The organism is Rhodococcus shunpengi (assembly GCF_048381395.1).
In the GTDB taxonomy this organism is placed as follows: domain Bacteria; phylum Actinomycetota; class Actinomycetes; order Mycobacteriales; family Mycobacteriaceae; genus Rhodococcus.
This window is the reverse complement of record NZ_JBLWIU010000013.1, coordinates 73,692-94,582: the sequence shown is the minus strand read 5'-3', so window position 1 is coordinate 94,582 and position 20,891 is coordinate 73,692. Positions and strand designations below refer to the sequence as shown.

Annotated in this window: 16 protein-coding genes and 1 pseudogene; 10 read left to right on the top strand and 7 right to left on the bottom strand. The window is 65.2% G+C overall.

The features are described from left to right. Nucleotides 1-135 precede the first annotated feature (135 nt). A complete protein-coding gene (locus tag ACNJ7K_RS10165; RefSeq protein ID WP_183070700.1) occupies nucleotides 136-792 on the top strand; it encodes a ScbR family autoregulator-binding transcription factor in 657 nt (218 codons plus the stop codon). A 7-nt stretch (nucleotides 793-799) separates the two neighbouring features. Here the strand turns inward: ACNJ7K_RS10165 and ACNJ7K_RS10160 are convergent, their stop codons facing one another. The 5 genes and pseudogenes from ACNJ7K_RS10160 to ACNJ7K_RS10140 form a co-directional block, all read right to left on the bottom strand. Further along, entirely contained in the window at nucleotides 800-1,765 is a 966-nt protein-coding gene (locus tag ACNJ7K_RS10160; protein WP_120282670.1) for a ScbA/BarX family gamma-butyrolactone biosynthesis protein, read from the bottom strand. A gap of 250 nt (nucleotides 1,766-2,015) precedes the next feature. Beyond that, nucleotides 2,016-4,436 carry a winged helix-turn-helix domain-containing protein gene (locus ACNJ7K_RS10155; protein WP_487041595.1) on the bottom strand — a complete coding sequence of 807 codons (2,421 nt, stop codon included), beginning with the start codon at nucleotides 4,434-4,436 and terminating at the stop codon, nucleotides 2,016-2,018. Between the two features lie 282 nt (nucleotides 4,437-4,718). Continuing rightward, nucleotides 4,719-5,465: pseudogene (locus ACNJ7K_RS10150) on the bottom strand (serine/threonine-protein kinase); the annotation flags it as partial. A 187-nt stretch (nucleotides 5,466-5,652) separates the two neighbouring features. Beyond that, the gene (locus ACNJ7K_RS10145) at nucleotides 5,653-6,198 is read right to left on the bottom strand and encodes a TetR/AcrR family transcriptional regulator (RefSeq protein WP_230791608.1); all 546 of its coding nucleotides are present in this window, start codon (nucleotides 6,196-6,198) and stop codon (nucleotides 5,653-5,655) included. A gap of 340 nt (nucleotides 6,199-6,538) precedes the next feature. Continuing rightward, nucleotides 6,539-7,327, bottom strand: coding sequence for a crotonase/enoyl-CoA hydratase family protein (locus ACNJ7K_RS10140; protein WP_230791609.1), 789 nt, complete (start codon nucleotides 7,325-7,327; stop codon nucleotides 6,539-6,541). 670 nt (nucleotides 7,328-7,997) lie between these two features. On the opposite strand from ACNJ7K_RS10140, the gene ACNJ7K_RS10135 reads away from it, so the two are divergent. From ACNJ7K_RS10135 to ppnP, 7 genes are all read left to right on the top strand, one after another. Then, nucleotides 7,998-8,321: a hypothetical protein gene (locus tag ACNJ7K_RS10135; RefSeq protein ID WP_230791610.1), complete on the top strand. Its 324-nt coding sequence runs from the start codon at nucleotides 7,998-8,000 to the stop codon at nucleotides 8,319-8,321. Between the two features lie 336 nt (nucleotides 8,322-8,657). Then, nucleotides 8,658-9,257: an NAD(P)H-dependent oxidoreductase gene (locus tag ACNJ7K_RS10130; protein WP_120282666.1), complete on the top strand. Its 600-nt coding sequence runs from the start codon at nucleotides 8,658-8,660 to the stop codon at nucleotides 9,255-9,257. Nucleotides 9,258-9,737: 480 nt separating this feature from the next. Next, a complete protein-coding gene (locus tag ACNJ7K_RS10125) occupies nucleotides 9,738-11,576 on the top strand; it encodes an FAD-dependent oxidoreductase (protein WP_487041591.1) in 1,839 nt (612 codons plus the stop codon). Nucleotides 11,577-11,863: 287 nt separating this feature from the next. Further along, on the top strand, nucleotides 11,864-13,366 hold the full coding sequence (locus ACNJ7K_RS10120) for a flavin-containing monooxygenase (RefSeq protein ID WP_487041590.1): 1,503 nt from the start codon (nucleotides 11,864-11,866) through the stop codon (nucleotides 13,364-13,366). 155 nt (nucleotides 13,367-13,521) lie between these two features. Beyond that, nucleotides 13,522-14,040 (top strand): hypothetical protein, encoded by a 519-nt coding sequence (locus ACNJ7K_RS10115; RefSeq protein WP_230791613.1) that lies wholly within the window; start codon nucleotides 13,522-13,524, stop codon nucleotides 14,038-14,040. 1,706 nt (nucleotides 14,041-15,746) lie between these two features. After that, the gene (locus ACNJ7K_RS10110; RefSeq protein WP_230791733.1) at nucleotides 15,747-15,986 is read left to right on the top strand and encodes a hypothetical protein; all 240 of its coding nucleotides are present in this window, start codon (nucleotides 15,747-15,749) and stop codon (nucleotides 15,984-15,986) included. Nucleotides 15,987-16,408: 422 nt separating this feature from the next. Beyond that, nucleotides 16,409-16,732, top strand: a complete 324-nt coding sequence (gene ppnP, locus ACNJ7K_RS10105; protein WP_230791614.1) for a pyrimidine/purine nucleoside phosphorylase — start codon at nucleotides 16,409-16,411, stop codon at nucleotides 16,730-16,732. 96 nt (nucleotides 16,733-16,828) lie between these two features. On the opposite strand, the gene ACNJ7K_RS10100 is transcribed toward ppnP, so the two are convergent. Together ACNJ7K_RS10100 and ACNJ7K_RS10095 are read right to left on the bottom strand one after the other, a co-directional pair. Continuing rightward, nucleotides 16,829-18,316, bottom strand: coding sequence for a DHA2 family efflux MFS transporter permease subunit (locus ACNJ7K_RS10100; RefSeq protein ID WP_455409087.1), 1,488 nt, complete (start codon nucleotides 18,314-18,316; stop codon nucleotides 16,829-16,831). 77 nt (nucleotides 18,317-18,393) lie between these two features. Next, nucleotides 18,394-19,014 carry a PadR family transcriptional regulator gene (locus ACNJ7K_RS10095; RefSeq protein ID WP_455409086.1) on the bottom strand — a complete coding sequence of 207 codons (621 nt, stop codon included), beginning with the start codon at nucleotides 19,012-19,014 and terminating at the stop codon, nucleotides 18,394-18,396. A 402-nt stretch (nucleotides 19,015-19,416) separates the two neighbouring features. Between ACNJ7K_RS10095 and ACNJ7K_RS10090 the strand changes: the two genes are divergently transcribed. Together ACNJ7K_RS10090 and ACNJ7K_RS10085 are read left to right on the top strand one after the other, a co-directional pair. Beyond that, the gene (locus tag ACNJ7K_RS10090) at nucleotides 19,417-20,538 is read left to right on the top strand and encodes a zinc metalloprotease (protein WP_487041589.1); all 1,122 of its coding nucleotides are present in this window, start codon (nucleotides 19,417-19,419) and stop codon (nucleotides 20,536-20,538) included. Between the two features lie 30 nt (nucleotides 20,539-20,568). Continuing rightward, a complete protein-coding gene (locus ACNJ7K_RS10085; RefSeq protein ID WP_455409084.1) occupies nucleotides 20,569-20,889 on the top strand; it encodes a hypothetical protein in 321 nt (106 codons plus the stop codon). The last annotated feature ends 2 nt before the right edge of the window (nucleotides 20,890-20,891 follow it).

The following is a 20,891-nucleotide window of genomic DNA, read 5'->3' as shown; positions in this document are numbered from 1 at the left end:
GGGATGTCGACGGCGCCGAGGCGTGGTCCGCAATGTCGTTCCGGTCCGGTGGTACGGTTCGCCTCAGAGGAGGCAGAGGGCCGAGATGCTCCACGACTCGCCTTTCGGTAGATCATCGAGTAAAGGACACGGGGTGTGGCCAAACAAGCTCGGGCAGTAGAGACCCGGCAGCAGATCGTGGCAGCAGCGGCCGCTACGTTCGATCGGCTGGGATTCGACGGTGCCAGCCTCGGGGCGATCGTCGACGCGAGCAGTGGGCTCACCAAAGGTGCCCTGTACTTCCACTTCAAATCGAAGGACGAACTCGCACACGCCGTCGTAGAACAACAACACGCCATCTCCATCGCCGCAGTCGGCGCGATCGCCGCCACACAGGCCTCGGCGCTCGAGCAGATCGTGATGCTCTGCCACGAGATGGGACGGCAGATCGTCGAGGATCCGATCGTCCGCGCCGGCATCCGGTTGACCCTCGAATTCAGCGCCGGCGCCGAACCGAACCAACCGGGACCGTACCAGGACTGGATCGAAGCCTGCCGGCACCTCGTCGAGACCGCGATCGACGAGGGCGACCTCCTCCCCACAATCGACCCCCCCGACCTGGCACGGTTCGTCATCTCTGCGTTCACCGGGGTCCAGATGGTCTCGAATGTCCTCGATCGGCGCATCGATCTCGAACAACGCATCGACCAGATGCTTCAGTTCCTGTTCAACGGCATCCTGACCTCCGACTGCCGCCCAGACAGCGACAGGATCCGCCACGCCCGCTGGAGCAACACACACCAACCGGCCTGACACGCCGCTACCCGCCGCATCCCGGTCCCGGCACACGAGTTGCACGAGCGGCCCACCTCAGCGTGGCGGTAGCCATTGCCCTCCCCTGCTGCTCGAGCACGACATGGGCACCTGCGCTCCCCTCTTCGAGTCCCGAGACCACCATCTCCGCCGGAACGTCGAGTTCGACGAATTGGTGAAACTGCACGCTCATCGACACCGGATCCCCCTCCGGGTCCCCGAGCTCCGCTCGTGCCGCCTGACGGGCAGCCTCGAGGACGAGCATGCCCGGCAAGTGATCGGACGGATGGTCGAACAACACCGGATGCGACAGGTCCGGCAGCACTCGCCAGCGACCCGGCCGTACCGTCGCACCCACCACCACATCCCCGACGACCGGCACCCCGATCACGTCCGGATCGACCGGCACCCCCCTCGGTACAGAGCCGAGCGCACGTGGCCCGCCCTCACCCCAACGAACGATGTCGTACTCCTCGGCCGCGAGAACCACGGTTCGGCCCCTTCCGGACCCGACACAGCGACCGGCGATCGCGAACTCGAGTGCGGCGCTCAAGGCGGTGACCTGCGAGCCACGACGTCGCACATCCGATACCACCGCAGTGACGGCGACCTCGGCGGCACCGGCACCGATCACCAGGCGCTCGAACTCGGCGCTGATGTCGATCTCCTGCATCACGAACCGTTGACCGAGAGAGACCCGATACCGGGTGTGTGCCAGATAGATCACGCATTGCCGCAGCGTCTCTGCGAGCAGCATCGGGTCGTAACGACCGGACCGGCTGCGATAAAAACCGTGCAGACGCGGCCACTGCGCACCCAGAACGAACCGGTCCGGTCCGGGACCGCGAACGCAATCGGTGAGGAAGACCTCGGATACCGCCTGGCGGTGGACATGCCTGCGCGGGACCGTCGACTCGAACGACAACACCGCGACATCATCCCCCGAACCGGACGAACCGTTCACTACCTCCATACCGCAAGTATCGCCTCACGGGTAGGACGTGACCGCACCCGCTGTCATCGAGACGGCAGATGTCGCTTGCAGGGCATGAGCGCAGCAGTCTGCGCTCACCCGCGCCGGCGAACACATTTCCGGAGGCGACAGGCACGAACCGCCCGGTGCCGGTCCACAAGACGACTGCTCGACTCCGAAAACGACTTCCGACAAGAGACTCGACGACAAAAGAACTCATCGACAGTGCGGCCTGCACACCGACCGGACGTCACGGGCCTGGCGGGGCAATCACGCTCCAGAACCGGTCGGACATCGGTGGCCATTTGTTGTTCCGTTGCCTGCTCTCGTCCGCTCGCACGTCCTCGAGCAGCGCCACCAGGTGCGGTCCACCGTCGAGCAGGACACGCACGATACCGAGCGCGACACACTGGACAGTGATCGTTGCGAGCAGCGCTTCGGCCTCGTCGGTGCGGTCGGCCGTGGCCAGGCTGTCTACCAGCAGACACCGTGCCTGCAACAACGCCCGCGGACGGCCGGCATCGACGAGGAGGTCCACCCATTCCTGCGCCCACCTGCACGCCGTTTCCAGCGAGTCCGGTGTGCCGTCGTCGAGGAGGGTCCGAATGCCGACGGACTCGTCGAATTGAGCAATGGTCGCGTCGATCCCGTGCACGGGTCGGCGCCGTTCCGCATACGTGGGCGGCAGGCGGACGGGAATGCCGATCGTCGCAGGTAGCCGCAGTCGCGCACGTTCGTCCTCGATCTGGGCTCGCAACCTGAGCAGCTTCAATGCGTGCGCCGCCCGGGCGCCCGCGTCGAGGCGTTGTGCGGCGGCGGCACGATTGCCGCGCGCCGCCTTGATTCGAACACCGGCCGTATACCGGACCGTCTTCAAGTCCACTGCACCGGCTTCATATCCCAACAGGAAGCTCTCGTCGAGAAGCCGATCTGCCTCATCGAGACGGTTCTGCTCGTAGAGCAACCCACCGAGCAATGCACCGCCGAGTCGCACAGCGGTCGAGTTCCCATTGCTTCCGTTACGTGCCGTTCGCAAAGCTTGTCGGAACTGCTCTTCCGCAGTCGAGATCTCCAGTCGTTCGTGCGCGATGATGCCCAGGCAGCAAGAACTGTGCATCCGGGCATACGGTCCGCGATTTCGACTGTGGTAAGGAGCGGCCCATTCCTGAAGTTGCTCGGCGGCAGGGAAATCGAAGCGGTGGATTGCAGCCATACTCGCGAGGTTGGTCGCTGCCGACACGACCCACGGAGAAAGCGCATCGGCTCGAGCCAAAGCCGGACGAACGAGTTCGTCCGTCGAGTCGTAACGGTCGGAACGGGCTGCGACGAGGGCGCGGATCACACCGATCTCCGCGTTGACTTCCTCGGTGTCGTCGACAGTGACGGTCGCATCCGCCAGAAGAGCTTCGGCAGCGGCAAGGGCTCGTTCGGCGGGTCGAAGGCGATGGAGGAGAATGTTGCTCCACGCCACCATGAGCTGCAGACGGGGCCGGCCGGCAAGCGCCGACTGCGGCAGCTTGTCGAGCAGTACCAGTGCCGAGGCGGCCTGAGAGAGCTCGAGCAAGTTCGTGCCGTGCCGTTCCACCAGGTCCACGGCCATCTCCTCGTCCCCTGCTGCCTCGGCATGGGTGACCGCCTCTCGGATGAACCCGTGGTCGGCGAACCATTGTGCTGCGATGCGATGCAACCGGCTCAGGCGTTCGGGGCTCTCGCGTTCGATCCAGCGATGGAGGAACTCGCGGAACAGATGGTGGTAGCGAAACCAGGTGCGGTCCTGATCCAGTCGGCGAAGGAACAACCCTCGGTCTTCGATCTCCTCGAGCAGAGCCTGGCTTCGGGTCGTTCCGGTGAGCGCGCCGGCCAGGTCCGCGCAGATGTACTCGCAGATGCTGGTAGCGAGCAAGAAGTCCAGAGTCGGGGCTTCGATGGAACTGAGGACGTTCTCGGCGAGATAGTCCTCGATGGCGTGGTGGCGACCGGTGATTCCGCGGATCAACCCTGCGGGGTCGTCGCTGGCGCGTAGTGACAGTGAAACCAGGTGGAGCGCGGCCACCCAGCCTCCGGTCGCGCGGGTCAGCGCGGCGATGTCCTCCTCGGTCGGACGTAGCCCGGCGACATCGACCAGCAGTGCTCGCGCTTCCGAAAGGTCGAACCTCAGTGTGGCGGCGTCCACGTCGATCAATTCGTCGCGAACGCGCATACGGCTCAACGCCATTCCGGTGCGTGCCTGACTGGTGACGACAACTCTCAAGTTCGCTGCGTCGGCATTGTCCAACAGGAACGCCATCGCAGCGAGGGCGTCGGGGTGGGAGATCCGGTGCCAGTCGTCGATGATCAGGACGACTTGTTCGGCGGATTGCTGAACGTCGTTGATCAGCGTGGCAAGCATGTAGTGCATGGCATCGTCGCCGTGCTCGTCGAGCACCGCGACGAGTTCGCGAGCCAACATCGGTCGCACCTGTCGAAGGGCCTGGATCAGATGCGACAGAAACCATACGATTTCATTGTCGTCGGTATCGACGGACAACCACGCCACATGGATGCCTGTCGCGGTCAACTCGCGCGACCATTGCGCGGCAAGGGTGGTCTTGCCGAAGCCCGGTGGAGCAGTGATCGCCGTCAGGATGCGCGGCCCGCCCGCTCGCAATATCTGCAGGAGGCGCTCGCGCACCACCAATGGTCGGGTCGTCGTCGGCGGGCGTAACCGTGTGGCGGGTATCGGAAGGAGCAACCGACCGGATCCACTACGTCGTCGAGGGCCGAGATCACCGGTCGTGGTCCGGGCAGGCACGGCGGCGTCGGCGGTGTCGGCGGTGTCGGGCATCGGAAGTCGGTCCACCGGCAAGTCGTGGTATTCCGCGACGGCACGGAGTTGTTCACCGAATTCGGCGGCAGTACCGGTACGCGAGACAGGATCTCGGTTCATCGCGCGTTCGATCACTTCGCCGAGGTCGTCCGGGATGCGGGCATCCTCACAGAGGTCCGGCACCGGACCGCGGGTGATCCGCAGGAACTGCGCGACCACCGATTCACCGCGCTGTCGCTCGTACACCGCGTGTCCGGTGATTGCGCAGAACACGGTTGCACCGAGTCCGTACACGTCGGCCGAAGGGGTAGGGGCCTGACCGGCAAGTACTTCGGGTGCGGTGAATGCCGGAGATCCCGTTACCTCGCCGCTGGCGGTTTCGAAGGCTCCGGCGACGCGCGCGATTCCGAAGTCGGTCAGTTGCGGCTCACTGTAATCGGTGAGCAGGATATTGGCCGGCTTGACGTCCCGGTGCAGCATGCCCATCCGATGCGCGGTCTCCAGAGCGCCGGCAATCTTGACGCCGACTTCGAGTGCGTCCTCCCAACGCAGTGGGCCCTGCGTCCGAATCCGAACTTCGAGAGAGTTGCGTCGGTGATACTCCATCACGATGTAGGGCTGACCGGATGCAGTGGTACCGACCCCGTACACGGTGACGATGTTCGGGTGGCCGGAGAGACGACCCATCGCACGCTGTTCGCGCAGAAAACGCTCGACGTTGTCGGGATCCGGCCGCGCGGTCAACAGTTTGATCGCCACGGTGCGATCCAGCTCGGGCTGCCGACCTCGAAAGACGACGCCGAAACCACCGCTGCCGATCTCGTGGAGGTCCTCGAATCCCACCGCGCTCAATTCGGCCACAAGGTGGGACCGATCGTCCCGCTGTGTCGCCATCGGATCGATGTCAACCATCGGCGGCCTCGTCCATAGCCGGGTGGAGTCGAACACCTTGATCATATCTCCGTGGGAGCGGAGGCGGGGTGGGCACCGTAGGGATCGACCGCAACGGTCGTCCGACCCCGCGTCATCGTGTCCGACGTCCGCGTCGGTCAAGTGCTCGCTTCCGGTCGTGTCTCGGCCACTACCGCCCGGGAAGACCGGTCTTCTCGAGAATGGTGCGCACTTCGGCTTGCACGATTGCGTGGTCGTGCCGGGGGTGATCGGCGTGTGCCAGGTACAACATCGCCTCTTCGACTGCAGCCAGCAGTAGACGAGCGAGTATCGACGTGCGAATCGACGGTCCTCGCTCAACCGTTTCGACCGGCTCGAGCATGGTCGCGATACTGTGCAGCAGCGGTTCCTGAGCTTTCCGGATATCGATCCACCCAAGGACGGCAGGTGCTTCGATCAGCAGCAATCGACGCGTCGCCGGGTCCTGAGCGGAGGCGAGAGCAGTGAGCACCCCACCGATGAACGCCTCCCACGAAGCATCGACCGGCTCTGGGGGCACAAGGGCTTCCGCGACCTCCCGTTGCGCGCGCTCGATCACGGCTCGGAACAATTCGTGCTTGTTCGCGAAGTGATGGTAGAGAGCTCCTCGGGTGACCCCCGCCAGCGCCACGATCTCCTCGGTCGTAGCTTTGCTGTATCCGTCTCTGAGAAAGACCTGGAGAGCTGCATCCAGCAACGCGGTCTGTGTCCGAGCCGCATTCCGAACGTGTCCGACTGTCTCTGTCGTTCTCTTCACCAGTGCCCCTCGGGATTACGATTGTATGCAGAAAAGTTCATGCGGTTCGAGATGTCCACGCTGCCGAGGCCCCACTCGATCCCGAGGGGGACAGTGCAGCTGGAGAATCCGGGAGCGGCTGCCTCTCTCTACTCCGGCTACGACGTACCGGGTCCATGGGCCGGCCGGATAACTCGGATACCGCACGAGGCATCCACGGTGTCACTTGTCGCACTACACAGCGCAGCCCTACGGACGCGTTGTGTTCACGGATCGGCGCACAGCGAAAGCTGTGCGGCGGTCAACGGTTCCGCCATACGGGCGGTCGTTTCTCGGTGAATGCCGCGGCACCTTCCGACGCGTCCTCGCTGGCGCACACGGCATCGGACTCGGCTGAATTGACTTTCCAGACATCGTCTTCGAATCCGGCTGCATGTGCGTGCGACATGACCTTCTTGCTGGCGCGTACCGCGAGGGGTGCGTTGTCTGCGATGACGTGAGCCAGACGTAATGCTTCGGGCAGTACCTCCGAGGGCGGAACTACCGAATTGACCAGCCCCCAACGCAGGGCCATCTCGGCCGAAAGAGGTTCTCCGGTAAAGACCGCGTGCGCAGCAATTTTCGGGGGAATCTGCCCCGGAAGACGTACGAGACCCCCGCCTCCAGCGATGAGACCGCGTTTGACCTCCGGCAATCCGAGCGTGGCCTCGGAGCTGAGCACGGCGAGATCACATGCCAGCACGATCTCGGTGCCACCGCCGACCGCCACACCGTTGACAGCGGCGACGAGCGGCTTGGACACGTAGTGCTGGACCAGGCCGGCAAAACCCCACTCCGGATGGTTCGTCGGCAGAACGGATCCACCAGCGGCGAAGGCCCCGAGATCGGCGCCGGCGCAGAACGCCCGTCCCGCTCCGGTCAAGACACCGACCCGCAGATCGGGATCACGATCGATCTCGTCGAGGGCGGCGCCCAATGCATCGGACACAGCGGCGTCGACGGCGTTGAGAACGTGAGGCCGGTTGAGGGTGATCACTCCTACGGGCCCGTCTCGGTGGAGCAGTACGACCCTCTCCTCTTCGTCTTGCATCGTCGCGTGCGCACCTTCGGACGCAGGAGTTCGAGCACTGTCCCGCCCGACTCCGCGCCCAGCGCCGGTCACCGAAGCATCTGTGCCGTCCACCGTATCCATGTGATCGTGTCCCTCCCTCGGTATCGAATCTCGTCACGACATCAGGTGTCACGTTCGGGTGGCAACCCCACTCTTGGAGACCGGGACCGACACGACCGCAGCACGGTCGCCGCAACGTTCGCCCTGGAACGGACAATTCCGGCGAGACTCGCTCACTACGGGACCTGGACACTTACGCGTGCACCATCGGCTCACATCCAGCTCGGCAACACCCCAGGAGGCATGCGGCCGCATCCCCGAGAGCGGCAGCCCTACCGTCTCACGTGCCCCGCTTCGGGGGGAAGTCGACTGGGCACAACGAATGGTCCGACATCGAGACCATATGGATTGCCCGAGTCGGAAATGCTGCAAACCGGTGGGCATGCCCCTCCGGCCCGGATACAGTGGACAGCAATGACCCCGGAGCGGCCTCTGCACCCTCGGTGCACGTCCCCGGGGTTTTAGCATTCGTCGCCCGCACCTGCGCCCAGAACCGGCTCCGCGCCCATCTCGAAACACACATCTCCGATACGTACGGTCCCGAACAACTCCTGTCGGTCCGACTCGTCCCCCACGCGAAGGAGGAGCGATGAGCGACCCTCGCGACTCGGATTCGGCGCGCCCCCTCTGTCCGGAGGCGCGGGGACGTCGAGGACCGCACCGACCGCGCTCATTGTTGCCGACGGTCTCGGCCTGGATGGGCGTGCTGTCCCTCGCCTTCTTCTGGCTTTTCGAACTCGGCTTCATCCTCGGGATGATCGCGGCCGTCTGCGGGGCGCTGGCCGGCTCGCGGCCGACGGTCGCCGAGGACGAAGCCGCTTCCCTGCGAGCCCTGCTCGCAATCGTCACCGGAATCGCGGGAATCATCGCCGCCTGCGCGATCGCCGTGTTCCCTAGCTTCCAAGCTCTGTGATCCCCACCTCCCCCATTTCCCTCCACCTTCGATCCGGACCACTTTCCGGTGTCGCGTCGGCCGGGGAACCCACCTGCGGGTGCGGAAGGGCCGCGACGGGGTCGGCAATCCCACTGACTTCGGCGACACTGCGACGAGCCTTTGGTTGACATTTCAACCATCTGCACTACAGTGGAAACTAGTTGACATCGCAACTAGTTGCGTGTTGTCGAAGAAGTCCCGACCGACCGGGTCGCGACTCGACGAAGTGCGGTGTCCGCCGACGCGTGCGCGGGAGAACCGCCCAGATCCTGCCCTGCGCACAGACACATGGGCATCGATCAGGAAAGGACCGATATGACCAATCTGTCGATCATCTACTACTCCGCCACCGGGCACGGCACCGCGATGGCCGAGCGACTGCGCAAGGCCGCCGAGGCCGCCGGCGCCGAGGTCCGGGTGCGCCACATCGCCGAGACCCGCGACCCGGCCACCTTCGCCGAAAACCCCGCCTGGACTGCAAACTACGAGGCCACCAAGAATCTGCCGGCCGCCACCGGTGAGGACATCGTATGGGCAGACGCCGTCATCTTCGGCTCACCGACCCGCTTCGCCAGCACCGCCGCCCCCTTCCAGACGTTCATCGACTCTCTCGGCGGTCTGTGGGCACAGGGCGAACTCGCCGACAAGGTGTACGCCGCCTACACCTCGAGCCAGACCGCGCACGGCGGACAAGAGACCACCCTCACCGGCCTGTACACCTCGCTGATGCACTTCGGCGGCATCATCGTGCCACCCGGCTACACCGATCCGCTCAAGTTCGCCGATGGCAATCCCTACGGAGTCGGGCACGTCACCGGACCGAACAACCAGAACGAACTCGACGACGCCACGATCGCGGCCCTCGACCACATGGCCCACCGCGTCGTGACCGTGGCCTCCAAATTCGCGAACTGACATCGCCCTTCCCACCACAGAGTGGAAGGACGACCGATCCTGGCAACGGGGGTCGTCCCGTCGAGATCGACTGCAGTCCTGACGAGTACATTCGGTTCTTCCCACCGATCGGCCGTCCGGCCCGCGACCTCGCACGAGGGCGCTGCGCCGGTCCCGGCCGATGTCGGTGTGATCGGCAACGGAAGGACCTCAGGGCTGCGGTCGATATCGGATCATCGCCTGGGATGCACACCACGATCGTGCAACACCACACGTCGAGGCGACACCCGAGACTCGAGGACGCGACCGCGCGAGTGCCCCGAGCCGGGCACACCACGTATATCGATGCTGCGCCGGCTTCTGGGCACGCTCCGCCTCCGCTCGGATCGGCGCTGCCGTTCGGACACCACAGAGAAACGTCAATCTTGTTGATTTGACAGTCAATACGGTATTCGCGCTTGCACAACGAAGGCGCACCGAAAACTGAAAGGTTGGAGGATCATGATCGGTAATTCGACTCGGTTCACCGGCTCCATCGGGACGGTATCCCAGAACGGCATCCCGCAAGAAGTGGACGTCGCGGTCGTCGGCTCCGGCGGAGCCGGCCTGATGGCAGCGCTCACCGCGGCCAAGGAGGGTGCACGAGTGCTCGTGGTCGAATCCCGCGAACTCGTCGGCGGCGCCACCGGCATCTCCGCAGGCGCCGCATGGATACCCAATCACGGCTTCTCCACCGACGACCTGAAGATCGACGACGATCTCGACCAGGCCCGTCGCTACATCTATGGCGAGGGACGCGACAAGGTTCTCGACCACGACATGATCGAGAAGTTCCTGCAGACCGGCCCCCACGTTGCCCGGTACATCGAAGAGCACACCTCGTTCGGGTGGATCCCGACGATCTGGCCCGACTACCGCTCGGACATCGACGGTGCGTCCGTCGGCCGCGCCTTGTTCCCCGGTCCGTATTCACCCCAGGGACTCGGCGAGGCTGCGAAGTACGTCCGACCTGCCCTGACCACCGGCATGGCCAAGAACCCACTGCCCTTCTGGCTGCTGGGCGGCATCGGCATCGATGAGATCTGGCTCGCCGGCCCCGCCCTGATCGGCGCGCTGCTCGAAGCAAACCTGCGCAACGGCGTCGACGTGCGCGTCGAAGCACCCGCCACCCGGCTCGTGATCGAGGACTCGAAGGTCACCGGCGTCGTCGTTAAGGCCGGCGGCGTCGAACACACCGTCCGCACCACCCAGGGTGTTCTGCTCGCCAGCGGCGGATACGAAAGCTCCCCCGAGCTGACGACGACCCATCTCGGCGCTCCGTTCGGCGTGCAGGTCTCCCCCAAGGGCCACGACGGCATCGCCGTGCAACTGGCCGAGGACGTCGGCGCAGACCTGACCGGCATGGAAGACGCCTGGTGGATGCCCGGGGTGCAACTGCCCGGTGAAGAACTCGAAGGCCGACCCCTCAGCCGCGTCTTCCTCGGCGAGCGTGCACTGCCGCACAGCATCATGGTCAACAGCACGGGCCGGCGGTTCGCGAACGAAGCCCTGGCCTACGACCAGTTCGGGCAGATCATGCGTGAGGTGGACCCCCAGACCGGCACCATGCCCAACGCCACCGCCTGGCTGATCTTCGACCACCAGTACTGGACGAAGTTCGGCATCTTCGGCGTCACCCCCGGCGGTGAGGTTCCCGAATACCTCCACCAGGCCGATACTCTCGCCGAGCTGGCGAACAAGATCGGGGTCGACGAGGTCGGATTGCTCCGCACCGTCGACCGGTTCAACCCCGACGCCGCCCGCGGCCGCGACCCGCAGTTCCACCGCGGCGACACCCTGTTCGACCGCTACTTCGGCGCGTACTACCCCCGACTGGGCAAATACTCCCCCGACAATCGCTTCCCCGCCGCCACCGCCAAGGCCCGCACGATCCTCGCCAAGGCCATCGGTCCGGTGGTCGACAAACTCGCAGGACGAGTCGCACGGAAGAACGATCCGGAACGTCTGCGTTCACTGATCGTCGGCCCGCTGGCCAAGATCATTCGACCGGTATTGAACAGTCCGAAGTCGAGTGTTCTCGGCCCCATCGACACTGCGCCGTATTACGCACTGAAGGTCGAAGCCAGCGCACTCGGCACCGTCGGCGGCCCGAAGACCGACGCCGACGGGCGGGCATTGGACACCGAAGGCAAGGTCATCCCCGGCCTGTACGCGGCGGGCAATTCCGGTGGCGCGCCCACGAAGGGCTTCTACGGCGGCGCCGGCGGAACCATCTCGCTCGGACTCGTGTTCGGTTACCTGGGCGGACGTGCCGCTGCTACGCCGCAGAACAACGCATAAGTCCGGTCGTTCGACCGTGCCGCAGCCGAGCGCGACGTCTTCGACACCGACGCCCGATCCCCCTCCACGAGGTTCCGGCATTCGTCTCGTCGGCTCCGCACGGTCGAACGCCCGTGTCCCCGGCCCGGACCGCACACCGTGCGGCGTATGTGCACGTGCCGGGGCGCTGGACCGGGAACCGTGACCGCGGACGCGGTCGGTCTGAGACCCCTCCGGCCGGTAGTCGACGTGACGATGTCTCACACCCGAATTTTGACTGATCACCGCCAGTATTGAACACTGTTCAAGTGATCGACACCGAAGTACTCGTCGTCGGCGGCGGACTCGCCGGACTCGGCGCCGCCCACTACCTCACCCACCGCGGACGGACCGTCCACGTCCTCGAACGCAGCAGCGGCCCCGGTGGCACCTGGCGCGAGAACACCTATCCCGGTTGCGAATGCGACATCCACCCGGCTCTGTACTCCTACTCGTTCACCCGGCTTCCCAGCTGGATCAGTGGACAGGCCGATCATCACCAGATCCTCCGCCACAGCCGACTCCTGGCGGACCGGATACACCGCACCGCTCGCGTCGACTACGACACCGAGGTCACCGCCTGCCGTTGGAACGACACCGACGCGCGTTGGTACGTCCACACCCGCACCGGAGCACTCCACCGCGCCCGCTTCCTCCTCCTGGCGACCGGCGCACTGAACGTCCCACGCATCCCCCGTTTTGCCGGCTCCTTCGCCGGTCCGGTCCTGCACACCGCCCGCTGGAACCACGACCTCGACCTGAGGGGCGCCCGCGTCGGCGTCATCGGCACCGGCGCCAGCGCCGCCCAACTCGTCCCCGCCCTCACCGACCACGCCTGCAGGGTCACGGTGTTCCAACGCACCCCCGCCTGGGTCCTGCCCCGGCCACGCACCCGAGTGCCGCTGCCCTACCGTGCACGCCGGACCGTCGAATACTGGCGCAACGAAACACTTCTCCCCGCCCTGATCGGATCGCAGCGTCGCCGCACCGCCCTCGAGGCGCGGGCCCTGCGTCACCTGCACGCCCAGATACCCGACCCCGTCCTGCGCCGAGCACTGACACCCTCGTACCGGATCGGTTGCAAACGCATCATCTTCTCCGACACGTTCTATCCCGCCCTGCGCCGACCCACCACCATCCTCAAGACTTCCCCCATCACAGAACTCGCAGCAGACGCCGTGCACACCGCAGACGGCCGCCGGCACGAGATCGACGTGCTCGTCCACGCCACCGGATTCCACGTCTCCGCCGCCTTGATGCGCATGCCCGTCCACGGCCGAAACGGAATCAGCCTGCAGGAGATCTGGGCGCGTGACGGTGCCGCAGCGCACTTGGGAACCACCATGGCCGGCATACCCAACGCATTCGTTCTCGGAGGACCGAACACCGGCGTGGGACACACCTCGGTGCTGTTCATGCTCGAAAGCCAATTCCGCTACATCGCTGCCGCGCTCGAGGAAACCGACCGCATCGGCGCCGATGCACTCGTCGTCCGCGAACAAGCACAACACCGATTCACCACACGCATCCACCACGACTCGGCTGCGACGACCTGGACCCGAGGCGGCTGCCACAGTTGGTATCTCGACCGCGAAGGAATCAACCGCTCCCTGTGGCCTGGCCCCACATGGCGATATCGGTTACACACCCGCACATTCGATCTCCACAACTACACATCGATCCGGGCGTCCGCCGGGGACAGCGACGGCGTCGATCCAGTCGAGCCCGGTCACCAAAGGACCGGAACATCGACGGCGACCACCTTCGACTGAGACGACGAGGTTCGGTATGTCTCGTCGATCAGAGTCGAGCACGAGGTCGTGCTCGAACACCACAAATGCCGGACCATCACCGAAAACATGCCAACCGGTCGCATTTACAGCAAGATCACATAGGTACTCCCTTCATTCGACTGTCAGGAACCTCGATGCGATCGATCATTCGTACTGCGGTACTCACCACCGCCGTTGCTGCCTTCACCGTGACCGCCCCTGCCCTCGGGTCGGCTGCCACCGCCGACGAAGTCGGTTACGCCTTCGGCGTCGACGGCACCAGCGTGACCAACACGATCATCAACACCACCGACGGCGTGCTGACATGTACGACCTCGCTCGCCACTGCGCCCGGCGGGGTGTTGCCTCCCATTTGGGAGGTCACCGGCCCCGGTCAGACGCTGTACGCCTCGGACCAGGTCCAGCCCGGGACCACCACGCAGACCATCACCGAAGTACCGGACGGCTCCTATGTGGCGCTGGCAACCTGCGTCAACGCCGACAACACCGCGATGTGGGCCTCGGACTACCCCGGGATCGGCGACATTCTTGCCTTGTTCCCCTTGACCGCCTTCGCGGTCCAGCAGTCCTCCACCGTCCTCACCGTGCCCACAGATGCTCCCGCTCCCCCGGTTCCGGGACTCGGACTTCCAGCCTTCGGCAGCAGCAACTGACGCACCCGATCGAGACGCAGCTCGTGGGCCTGGATCGCCATCGGTACAGGCCCTCGAGTCGGCCGACAATTCCTCGACGCCAACGGACCGGGCCTGCGGGGACAGTTCGTCAGGGATAGGTGCACCGTTGGCAGGCGGCTGCCCGTGCGCGCAGAACGCAGGTGTAAACGTGCAGGTGAAGCACTCGAAGTGACATCCACCCGAGCGTCGGCGGTCTCGTCGCGGTCGAAAATCCTGGGGCGCACGTCAACGCCCCTCGGTAGTCGACCAGCTACGCGATCGCGCGCCACCATCGATCTTCTTCCTCCTGCTTCTCCAGTGCGACAGAATATTCTGCGGCACAGTCAGCCGAGCACAAGCCATCGTGCCCGCCAGCGGTGATGTACTGCCGACATACTGCACATCGGGGAAACGGATCACCAGCAGGAAATCGGGTGATTCTCAGCGTCGCTCCGACGACGATCAGCACTGCCCCAGCGCAGCCGAACGCGACGGCGACACTGTGATCCCGGAACAGGACGGCAGCCACTACACACATGACGGCCGCGAACACGACGGCGGCCGGCGCTTGGTGAAGGTTCACGAATCATGGGTCGAATCAGCGGTCCCGCCTGTTACCTGTAAGCAGATGGGACGCGAAGTCGGGGCGCACGGCGGGTGGTTCGACCCACGGATCCGGTTACGCACGGCGTATGTGCAGCTGTTCGCGGTGTCGCCGTCTTCGGTGTCGAGAGCTCGGCATTTCTGCCGGGACATCAACTTCAGAGACCCCCCGTCGGCGCGGCGACGGCCTCAGCCGCGCCGACAGAGGGGGGTCCGACGCGCCAGGGGCAGCATCGGGACCCATGCCGATGCGGGGCGGGCATCGACATATCCGCGCCCCGGCATGGTGTCGACGTCGGCCGGGAAATGGACCGGCGACACGGCGGGGCGCGCATTCGGGTGACTCGTGCACTCCCCTGCAGGAGACCACACCGAATGTTCAAGACATTACCTTGACTAGGCAAAGAACAGCAATAGGACTCGGGGTGCCGAGCGCGAGACCTCCACCAGCTCATCCCCGCGACCCGAAGGAACAGGGTCGGCGACATCTGATTCCATGAAAGATGCTGGTATCCAAGGTATTCGGAGTTCAGAGGATAGAATAGAACGACGTGCCCCTCCCCGCCCTGCGACCGTGCGTCGTATGCGCGGAGGGGCTCATCCCCCGTCGGTGATCGTCGAGAACTCGGCCGAGGATTCCCGCAAGAGTTGCGCCACTTTCCGACTGTTGCACCACACGAGCCTTGAACCCCGAGATAAAATGTGTATTGCGTTCTGCATTAGACAGATGGGTCTGTGCGGGTTGTCGGGGTCCTGCGCGCATCCACCGGACGGAAGTCGAGGTTCCCGACAGTGCTGGACAGCCACACGTCCCCGCGCGCTCGGTTGTTCGCCACCTTGTCGAGCACGACACTTCTGGTCGTCCTGCAAGGCAACCGGTTCGCGGGAAAAACGGTTCTGGCACGGTCGTGGCTGCTCAACGGAGCAGAGCCCGACGCGATCGTCGTACCCATGACTGCTCCCGCGGGCACAAGCACCCCGGACGAGTACTGGACGGACGTCCTTTCGGCGGTACACGCCCGAACCGGCGCCACAAGACCGGAGCGCGGCCCGCCCCGTTCCAGACACTGTGCTCCCTCTTCTCCGCACTGCAGCACCAGATCGTGTTGATCCTCGACGCAGTCGATCGCATCCACGGCATCGAACCACACGTCGCCGCTCTGCTCGACCTCTGCCCCCACCTGCGGATCCTCGTCACCACCCGCACGACCGGAAAGTGGCAACAGGTGGCCGACACGGCCGCCGACCGCGCCATCCTCTCTGCGACCGAGCTTGCATGCACCGACGTCGAGACCGCCACCATCCTGAACGCAGAGCATCAACTCTCGCAGAACCGCCGATAGAGTTTGGCTCGAACTTGTTCCTCTGCAATGGAATACAGCGATTACGAACCAATCCGGCGGGCATCCCGAACCTCGGTCCGCCCACCGCGACGGGTGCGACGACAGCAGCGACCGCGTCGGGCACGACGTGGGTCACCAGGTAGTGCAGCGACAGCGTGTCGTTCTGGACGACGTGCTTGACCTGCCCGAAGTCGGGCGGTGAACCAGCCGAGCGGGACGGTCGACAGCGTGCCGAGCAGACGGAGGTCCACAACCGAAGAATGAGGCTCACAACCCTGGTGGTCGACCCTGTGGGTTGCGAGCCGCACTTCTGCGTTGTGAGCCCCTGCCGAACACGCTCTGCGCGGTCAGTCAGCGGAAGTGGTCTCGCACACCGACCCCGGCGACCGGCGACCTGCACCCTCCTCGCTACGCTCCAGCTCATGAGTGAGCCGACTTCGACCTACGCCAACGTGACGCTCGACCCGCGTGCCAACGTCTACTTCGACGGCAAGTGCGTCAGCCACAACTTCCATCTGGCGGATGGAACCCGCAAGTCGGCCGGCGTGATCCTGCCCGCGACCCTCAACTTCGGCACGGCCGCTCCGGAGGTCATGGAACTGCACAGCGGCGCGTGCCGCGTCCGGTTGGCCGGCGGCGAGGACTGGACCTCCTACGGTGCAGGCGACTCCTTCTCGGTGCCCGGCGACTCGTCGTTCGACATCGAGGTCACCGAAGCCGTCAGCTACGTCTGCCACTACGGCTGACCGCACTCCTGAGCGAACGAGAACGCTCCCACCGAGCCAAGCTCGGTGGGAGCGTTCTTTCGTTCGTGGCGACCAGGCCACTGACGCGAACCCGGCTCAGCTGGTGACCTCTGCGCGATCGGCCGAAGTGCCGGCCTGCGCCTTCCGCTGCGACGAGGCGTGGCCGACGAACATCGCCGACGCCACGATCCCGATGATCAGGACCGAGGCGGGCAAAAGCATCGATTGGCTCAGCGCGGTGCTGAACTTCTCCGCGATCTGCTCCGGGAGAGCGGTTCCCATTGCTGCTCCGCCGCCCTCGCCCGCCTGCACCTCACCGAGTCCCTGCGCGGCCATCAAGGACGAGATCAAGGCACCGATCGCGGCGCTGCCCAGCACCGAACCGACCTGCCGGGTCGTGTTGTAGATGCCGGCACCGGCGCCCGCCTGGCGGATGGGCAGGTTGTGCGTGGCGGTGGAGGCCAGCGGTGCCCAGATGCACGAATTGGACACGCCGGCGATACCGGCGATGAGCAGGAACAGCACGATGGGGCTGTCCGGCGTCATGAGCACCGCGAACCCGAAGATCGACGCGGAGAAGAGTGTGAAGCCGACGGTGGGCAGCACCCGGGGCGGCATCCGGTCGGAGAACTTGCCGATGAGCGGCGCCGTGAGACCGGTGACGATCGCCATCGGGGCGAAGATCAGGGCAGCGCGCGTGGGTGAGAATCCGCGGACCGTCTCGAGATAGAAGTAGGCCGGAACCATCAGTGCGGTCATGGCTGCGCCCATCGACGAGATCGCGATGTTCGACATCGAGAAGTTCCGGTCGCGGAACAGGGCCAATGGCACGAGGGGTTCACCTTTGTTACGCGCCTGGTTGAACACGAACAGCACCATCACCGCGATACCCGCGACGATCATCGTCCAGGTCCAGACGTCCCAGTCGCGGCTGGAACCTTCCTGGATTCCGAAGACCAGCAGGAACAATCCGACGCCACTGAGGATCACGCCGACGACGTCGAACTTGTGCGGTTGGGTCTCGAGGCTGGGCACGAGCCATGCCGCCAGCATGAAGGCGATGATGCCGACCGGGACGTTGATGTAGAAGATCCAGTTCCAGCCCTGCCAATCGACCAGTACACCGCCGACGAGAGGGCCGAGCAGCGAGGCCAGACCGGCGACGGCGCCCCACAGACCCATGGCCGCGCCTCGCTTGTCGGGCGCGAAGGTGCGGGTGATGATCGCCATCGTCTGCGGCGTCATCAGCGCCGCGCCGAGTCCCTGGACGGCGCGGGCGGCGATGAGCATCTCGATGGTGCCGGAGGTCGCGCACCACAGCGACGCCGCGGTGAACACCACCAGGCCCGCGAGATAGACGTGCTTGGGGCCGAACCGGTCGCCGAGACGACCGGTGAACAGCAGGGGCACCGCATAGGTGAGCAGATAGGCGCTGGTCACCCAGACGACCTGATTGATGTCGGCCTGCAGGTCGGCCATGATCGCCGGGTTGGCCACCGCGACGATGGTCAGATCCAGCAGGATCATGAAGAACCCGACCACCAGGGCCGACAGGCCCCACCACGGATTACGTTCAGTTTTCATCGATTTCGTTCCTGTTCGTACCGGTCGAGCGCGACCGGCGATCTATTGGGTCAAGGTGTCCCGGTTCGGTCGATGCACTACGGCCGACCGGGACCACTACTTCCCGCACCGCTCCTCCGCAGTTCGGCGAGAGTCTCGTCCGTCAGCGCAGCACCCCAGTCGCGACCGAGATCATGGGGCGGGTCCGGAAGTTGTCGATCGGCGGCATCGACGCTCTGCCACACCAAGGACCCGTCGCGGATCTCCTCGATCAGTCCACGAAGCCACTCCGCTTCGTGGGCGGTCCTGTCCCGGAGGAAGTCGACGGCCACCCAGTAGCGACGCGGCACGCCGTTGTCCGCGGCCCACGTGCGGATCGCGTCGAATTCGACGAGCTCTTCCTCGAGCCGGTCGATGCGTTCTCCGAGAAGGACGACGACCTCGTCTGCCGGAAGGTTGTGCGATTCGGCGAGACCGAGAGGGAAGATCGGATACTCACGGACGGGCCGTCGGATGATCTCGGCGAGGCGGGCCCGCACGGCCGCCTCGCCGGCCGCGGTGATGCTGTAGGTTGTCCGCTCGGGCCGATTACCTGCGCGTTCGGTGCCTTCCTGCCGGATCAGTCCGCTTTCCGCGAGGCGGGAAACGATGTGGTACAGCGAGCTCGGTCGCAGCTTGATGAGGTTGTCCTCGCGACGCTTGAGCAGAAGCTGGTGCATCTCCTAGGGATGCATCGGCCGTTCCTCGAGCAGCCCGAGTACCGCGACGGCCATAGGCGTCAGGACGGGGATGCGGGGCTGATCGGACACCGGTCTCGATTTCCTTCGATCGTCGGGAGGCGTTGCGATTCTGCGACTGGTTCGCTTCGAATAGTCGGCGCCGAATATACGGCGTCGAATAGCAGACGGACAAGCGCGTGAGGTCGCTCGACATCGCAGATCCGCACACTCGGGCATCCCCGGAATCGGTCCGTCCGGGTGGCAGACTCCCCTCGTGGATAGTTGCGTCGGATTCGGTGTCATCCGAAAGGAGGGTTTCGAGTGGTCGACTACGCATGATTCCGCAGCACCCGAGCGTGATGCTTCATTCGAAGCTGTTTCCGGCTCAGGAAAGGATCCGTCATGGCCGACCTGGACTCCCCGTCGACCCGCGAGGTCTGCGGAACGATGGCTGTGCACCACAAACTGCTGTTGCAGAGCCCCAGCTACAAGCAGCGCTGCGAGATGTTCGAGAACCGGGTGTTCGCCTACCGGACAGGACGGCGCGCACCGGCCCCGACAGGTGTCGTGACCGTTCCGGTCGTCGTTCACGTCGTGCACGATCCCGCGTCGCCCTCCCAGAACATCGGTGAAGACCAGATTCGGAGCCAGATCGACGCCCTCAACCGAGACTTCCGCGCCACCAACCCCGACCGCACGAAGGTGCCGGAGGTCTGGAAGGACCTCGTCGCCGACATCCACGTCGAGTTCCGACTGGCGACAGTCGATCCGGACGGCGCCCCGACCGACGGGATCACCAGGACCCCGACGACGAAGGAGTTCTTCACGGCGGACGAGGACGACATCAAGTCGTCCGACACGGGCGGCGCCGACCCCTGGCCGAGCGACGACTACCTCAACATCTGGCTGTGCAACGACCTTCGCGATTCGATCGGTCGCCAGATCCTCGGCTACGCCCAGTTCCCCGGCGGACCGGCAGCAACCGACGGTGTCGTCATCGTCCATTCGTGTTTCGGGACCACCGGCACGGCGCGACCTCCCTTCCATCTCGGTCGCACCGCGACACACGAGATCGGTCACTGGCTGAGCCTGCGCCACATCTGGGGCGACGACGGCGACGGATGCTCGGGCACCGATTTCGTCGACGACACCCCCAACCAGGCGGGCCACAACTTCGGCAAGCCGAGGTATCCACGAGTGACCTGCAACAACGGTCCACACGGCGACATGTTCATGAACTACATGGACTACACCGACGACGCGGCGATGTTCATGTTCACCGCCGGGCAGGCGCTCCGTATGCGGGCGTGCCTGGAGGGACCGCGGGCGTCGTTCCTGCTCGGGGCGCTGGAACCGGCCCGGACGGAATCGCTCGCACTCGGCCCGACCGGCAACGGTGAGACGCGAACCGACACCTCGGCGCTTGTGTCGCTCGACCGCGAGATGGACGAGCTGCGACGTCAGATCGCGTCGCTCCGGTCGCTCCTCGACCGCATCGGCGGAATCCTGGACCGTGTCGGTTGACCACCCACCACGGACTCGTCAGGACGCACTGTGAACGACCCGTCTTCGATCATCGGTACCTGGTTCCATTCGTACGAGGAGGACACCGACACCGCGAGGGTCTACCGCCCTCGCGGGTTTCCGTTTCCTCGCTCGCGCGGACGACCCGGATTCGAGTTCCGGCAGGACGGCACCTACGTCGAATACGACGGCGGTCCCGACGATCGTGGTCGCGCGCGTGTCGGACAGTGGCAGGACCTGGGCCACGGTCGTGTCCGCACCGTCCTTCCCGAGACGGACCCGAATCCACATGTGCACACGGTGCTCTCCGTCGACGACGAGATCCTCACGTTCGAATCGGGGCAACCATGACT

What these genes read in the sequence shown, in the direction of transcription:
- ACNJ7K_RS10160 (WP_120282670.1), bottom strand. Translation starts at nt 1,765, where the DNA reads ATGGAGGTAGTGAACGGTTCGTCCGGTTCGGGGGATGATGTCGCGGTG.
- ACNJ7K_RS10140 (WP_230791609.1), bottom strand. Translation starts at nt 7,327, where the DNA reads ATGCAAGACGAAGAGGAGAGGGTCGTACTGCTCCACCGAGACGGGCCC.
- ACNJ7K_RS10135 (WP_230791610.1), top strand. Translation starts at nt 7,998, where the DNA reads ATGAGCGACCCTCGCGACTCGGATTCGGCGCGCCCCCTCTGTCCGGAG.
- ACNJ7K_RS10130 (WP_120282666.1), top strand. Translation starts at nt 8,658, where the DNA reads ATGACCAATCTGTCGATCATCTACTACTCCGCCACCGGGCACGGCACC.
- ACNJ7K_RS10125 (WP_487041591.1), top strand. Translation starts at nt 9,738, where the DNA reads ATGATCGGTAATTCGACTCGGTTCACCGGCTCCATCGGGACGGTATCC.
- ACNJ7K_RS10115 (WP_230791613.1), top strand. Translation starts at nt 13,522, where the DNA reads ATGCGATCGATCATTCGTACTGCGGTACTCACCACCGCCGTTGCTGCC.
- ppnP (WP_230791614.1), top strand. Translation starts at nt 16,409, where the DNA reads ATGAGTGAGCCGACTTCGACCTACGCCAACGTGACGCTCGACCCGCGT.
- ACNJ7K_RS10100 (WP_455409087.1), bottom strand. Translation starts at nt 18,316, where the DNA reads ATGAAAACTGAACGTAATCCGTGGTGGGGCCTGTCGGCCCTGGTGGTC.
- ACNJ7K_RS10095 (WP_455409086.1), bottom strand. Translation starts at nt 19,014, where the DNA reads ATGCACCAGCTTCTGCTCAAGCGTCGCGAGGACAACCTCATCAAGCTG.
- ACNJ7K_RS10090 (WP_487041589.1), top strand. Translation starts at nt 19,417, where the DNA reads ATGGCCGACCTGGACTCCCCGTCGACCCGCGAGGTCTGCGGAACGATG.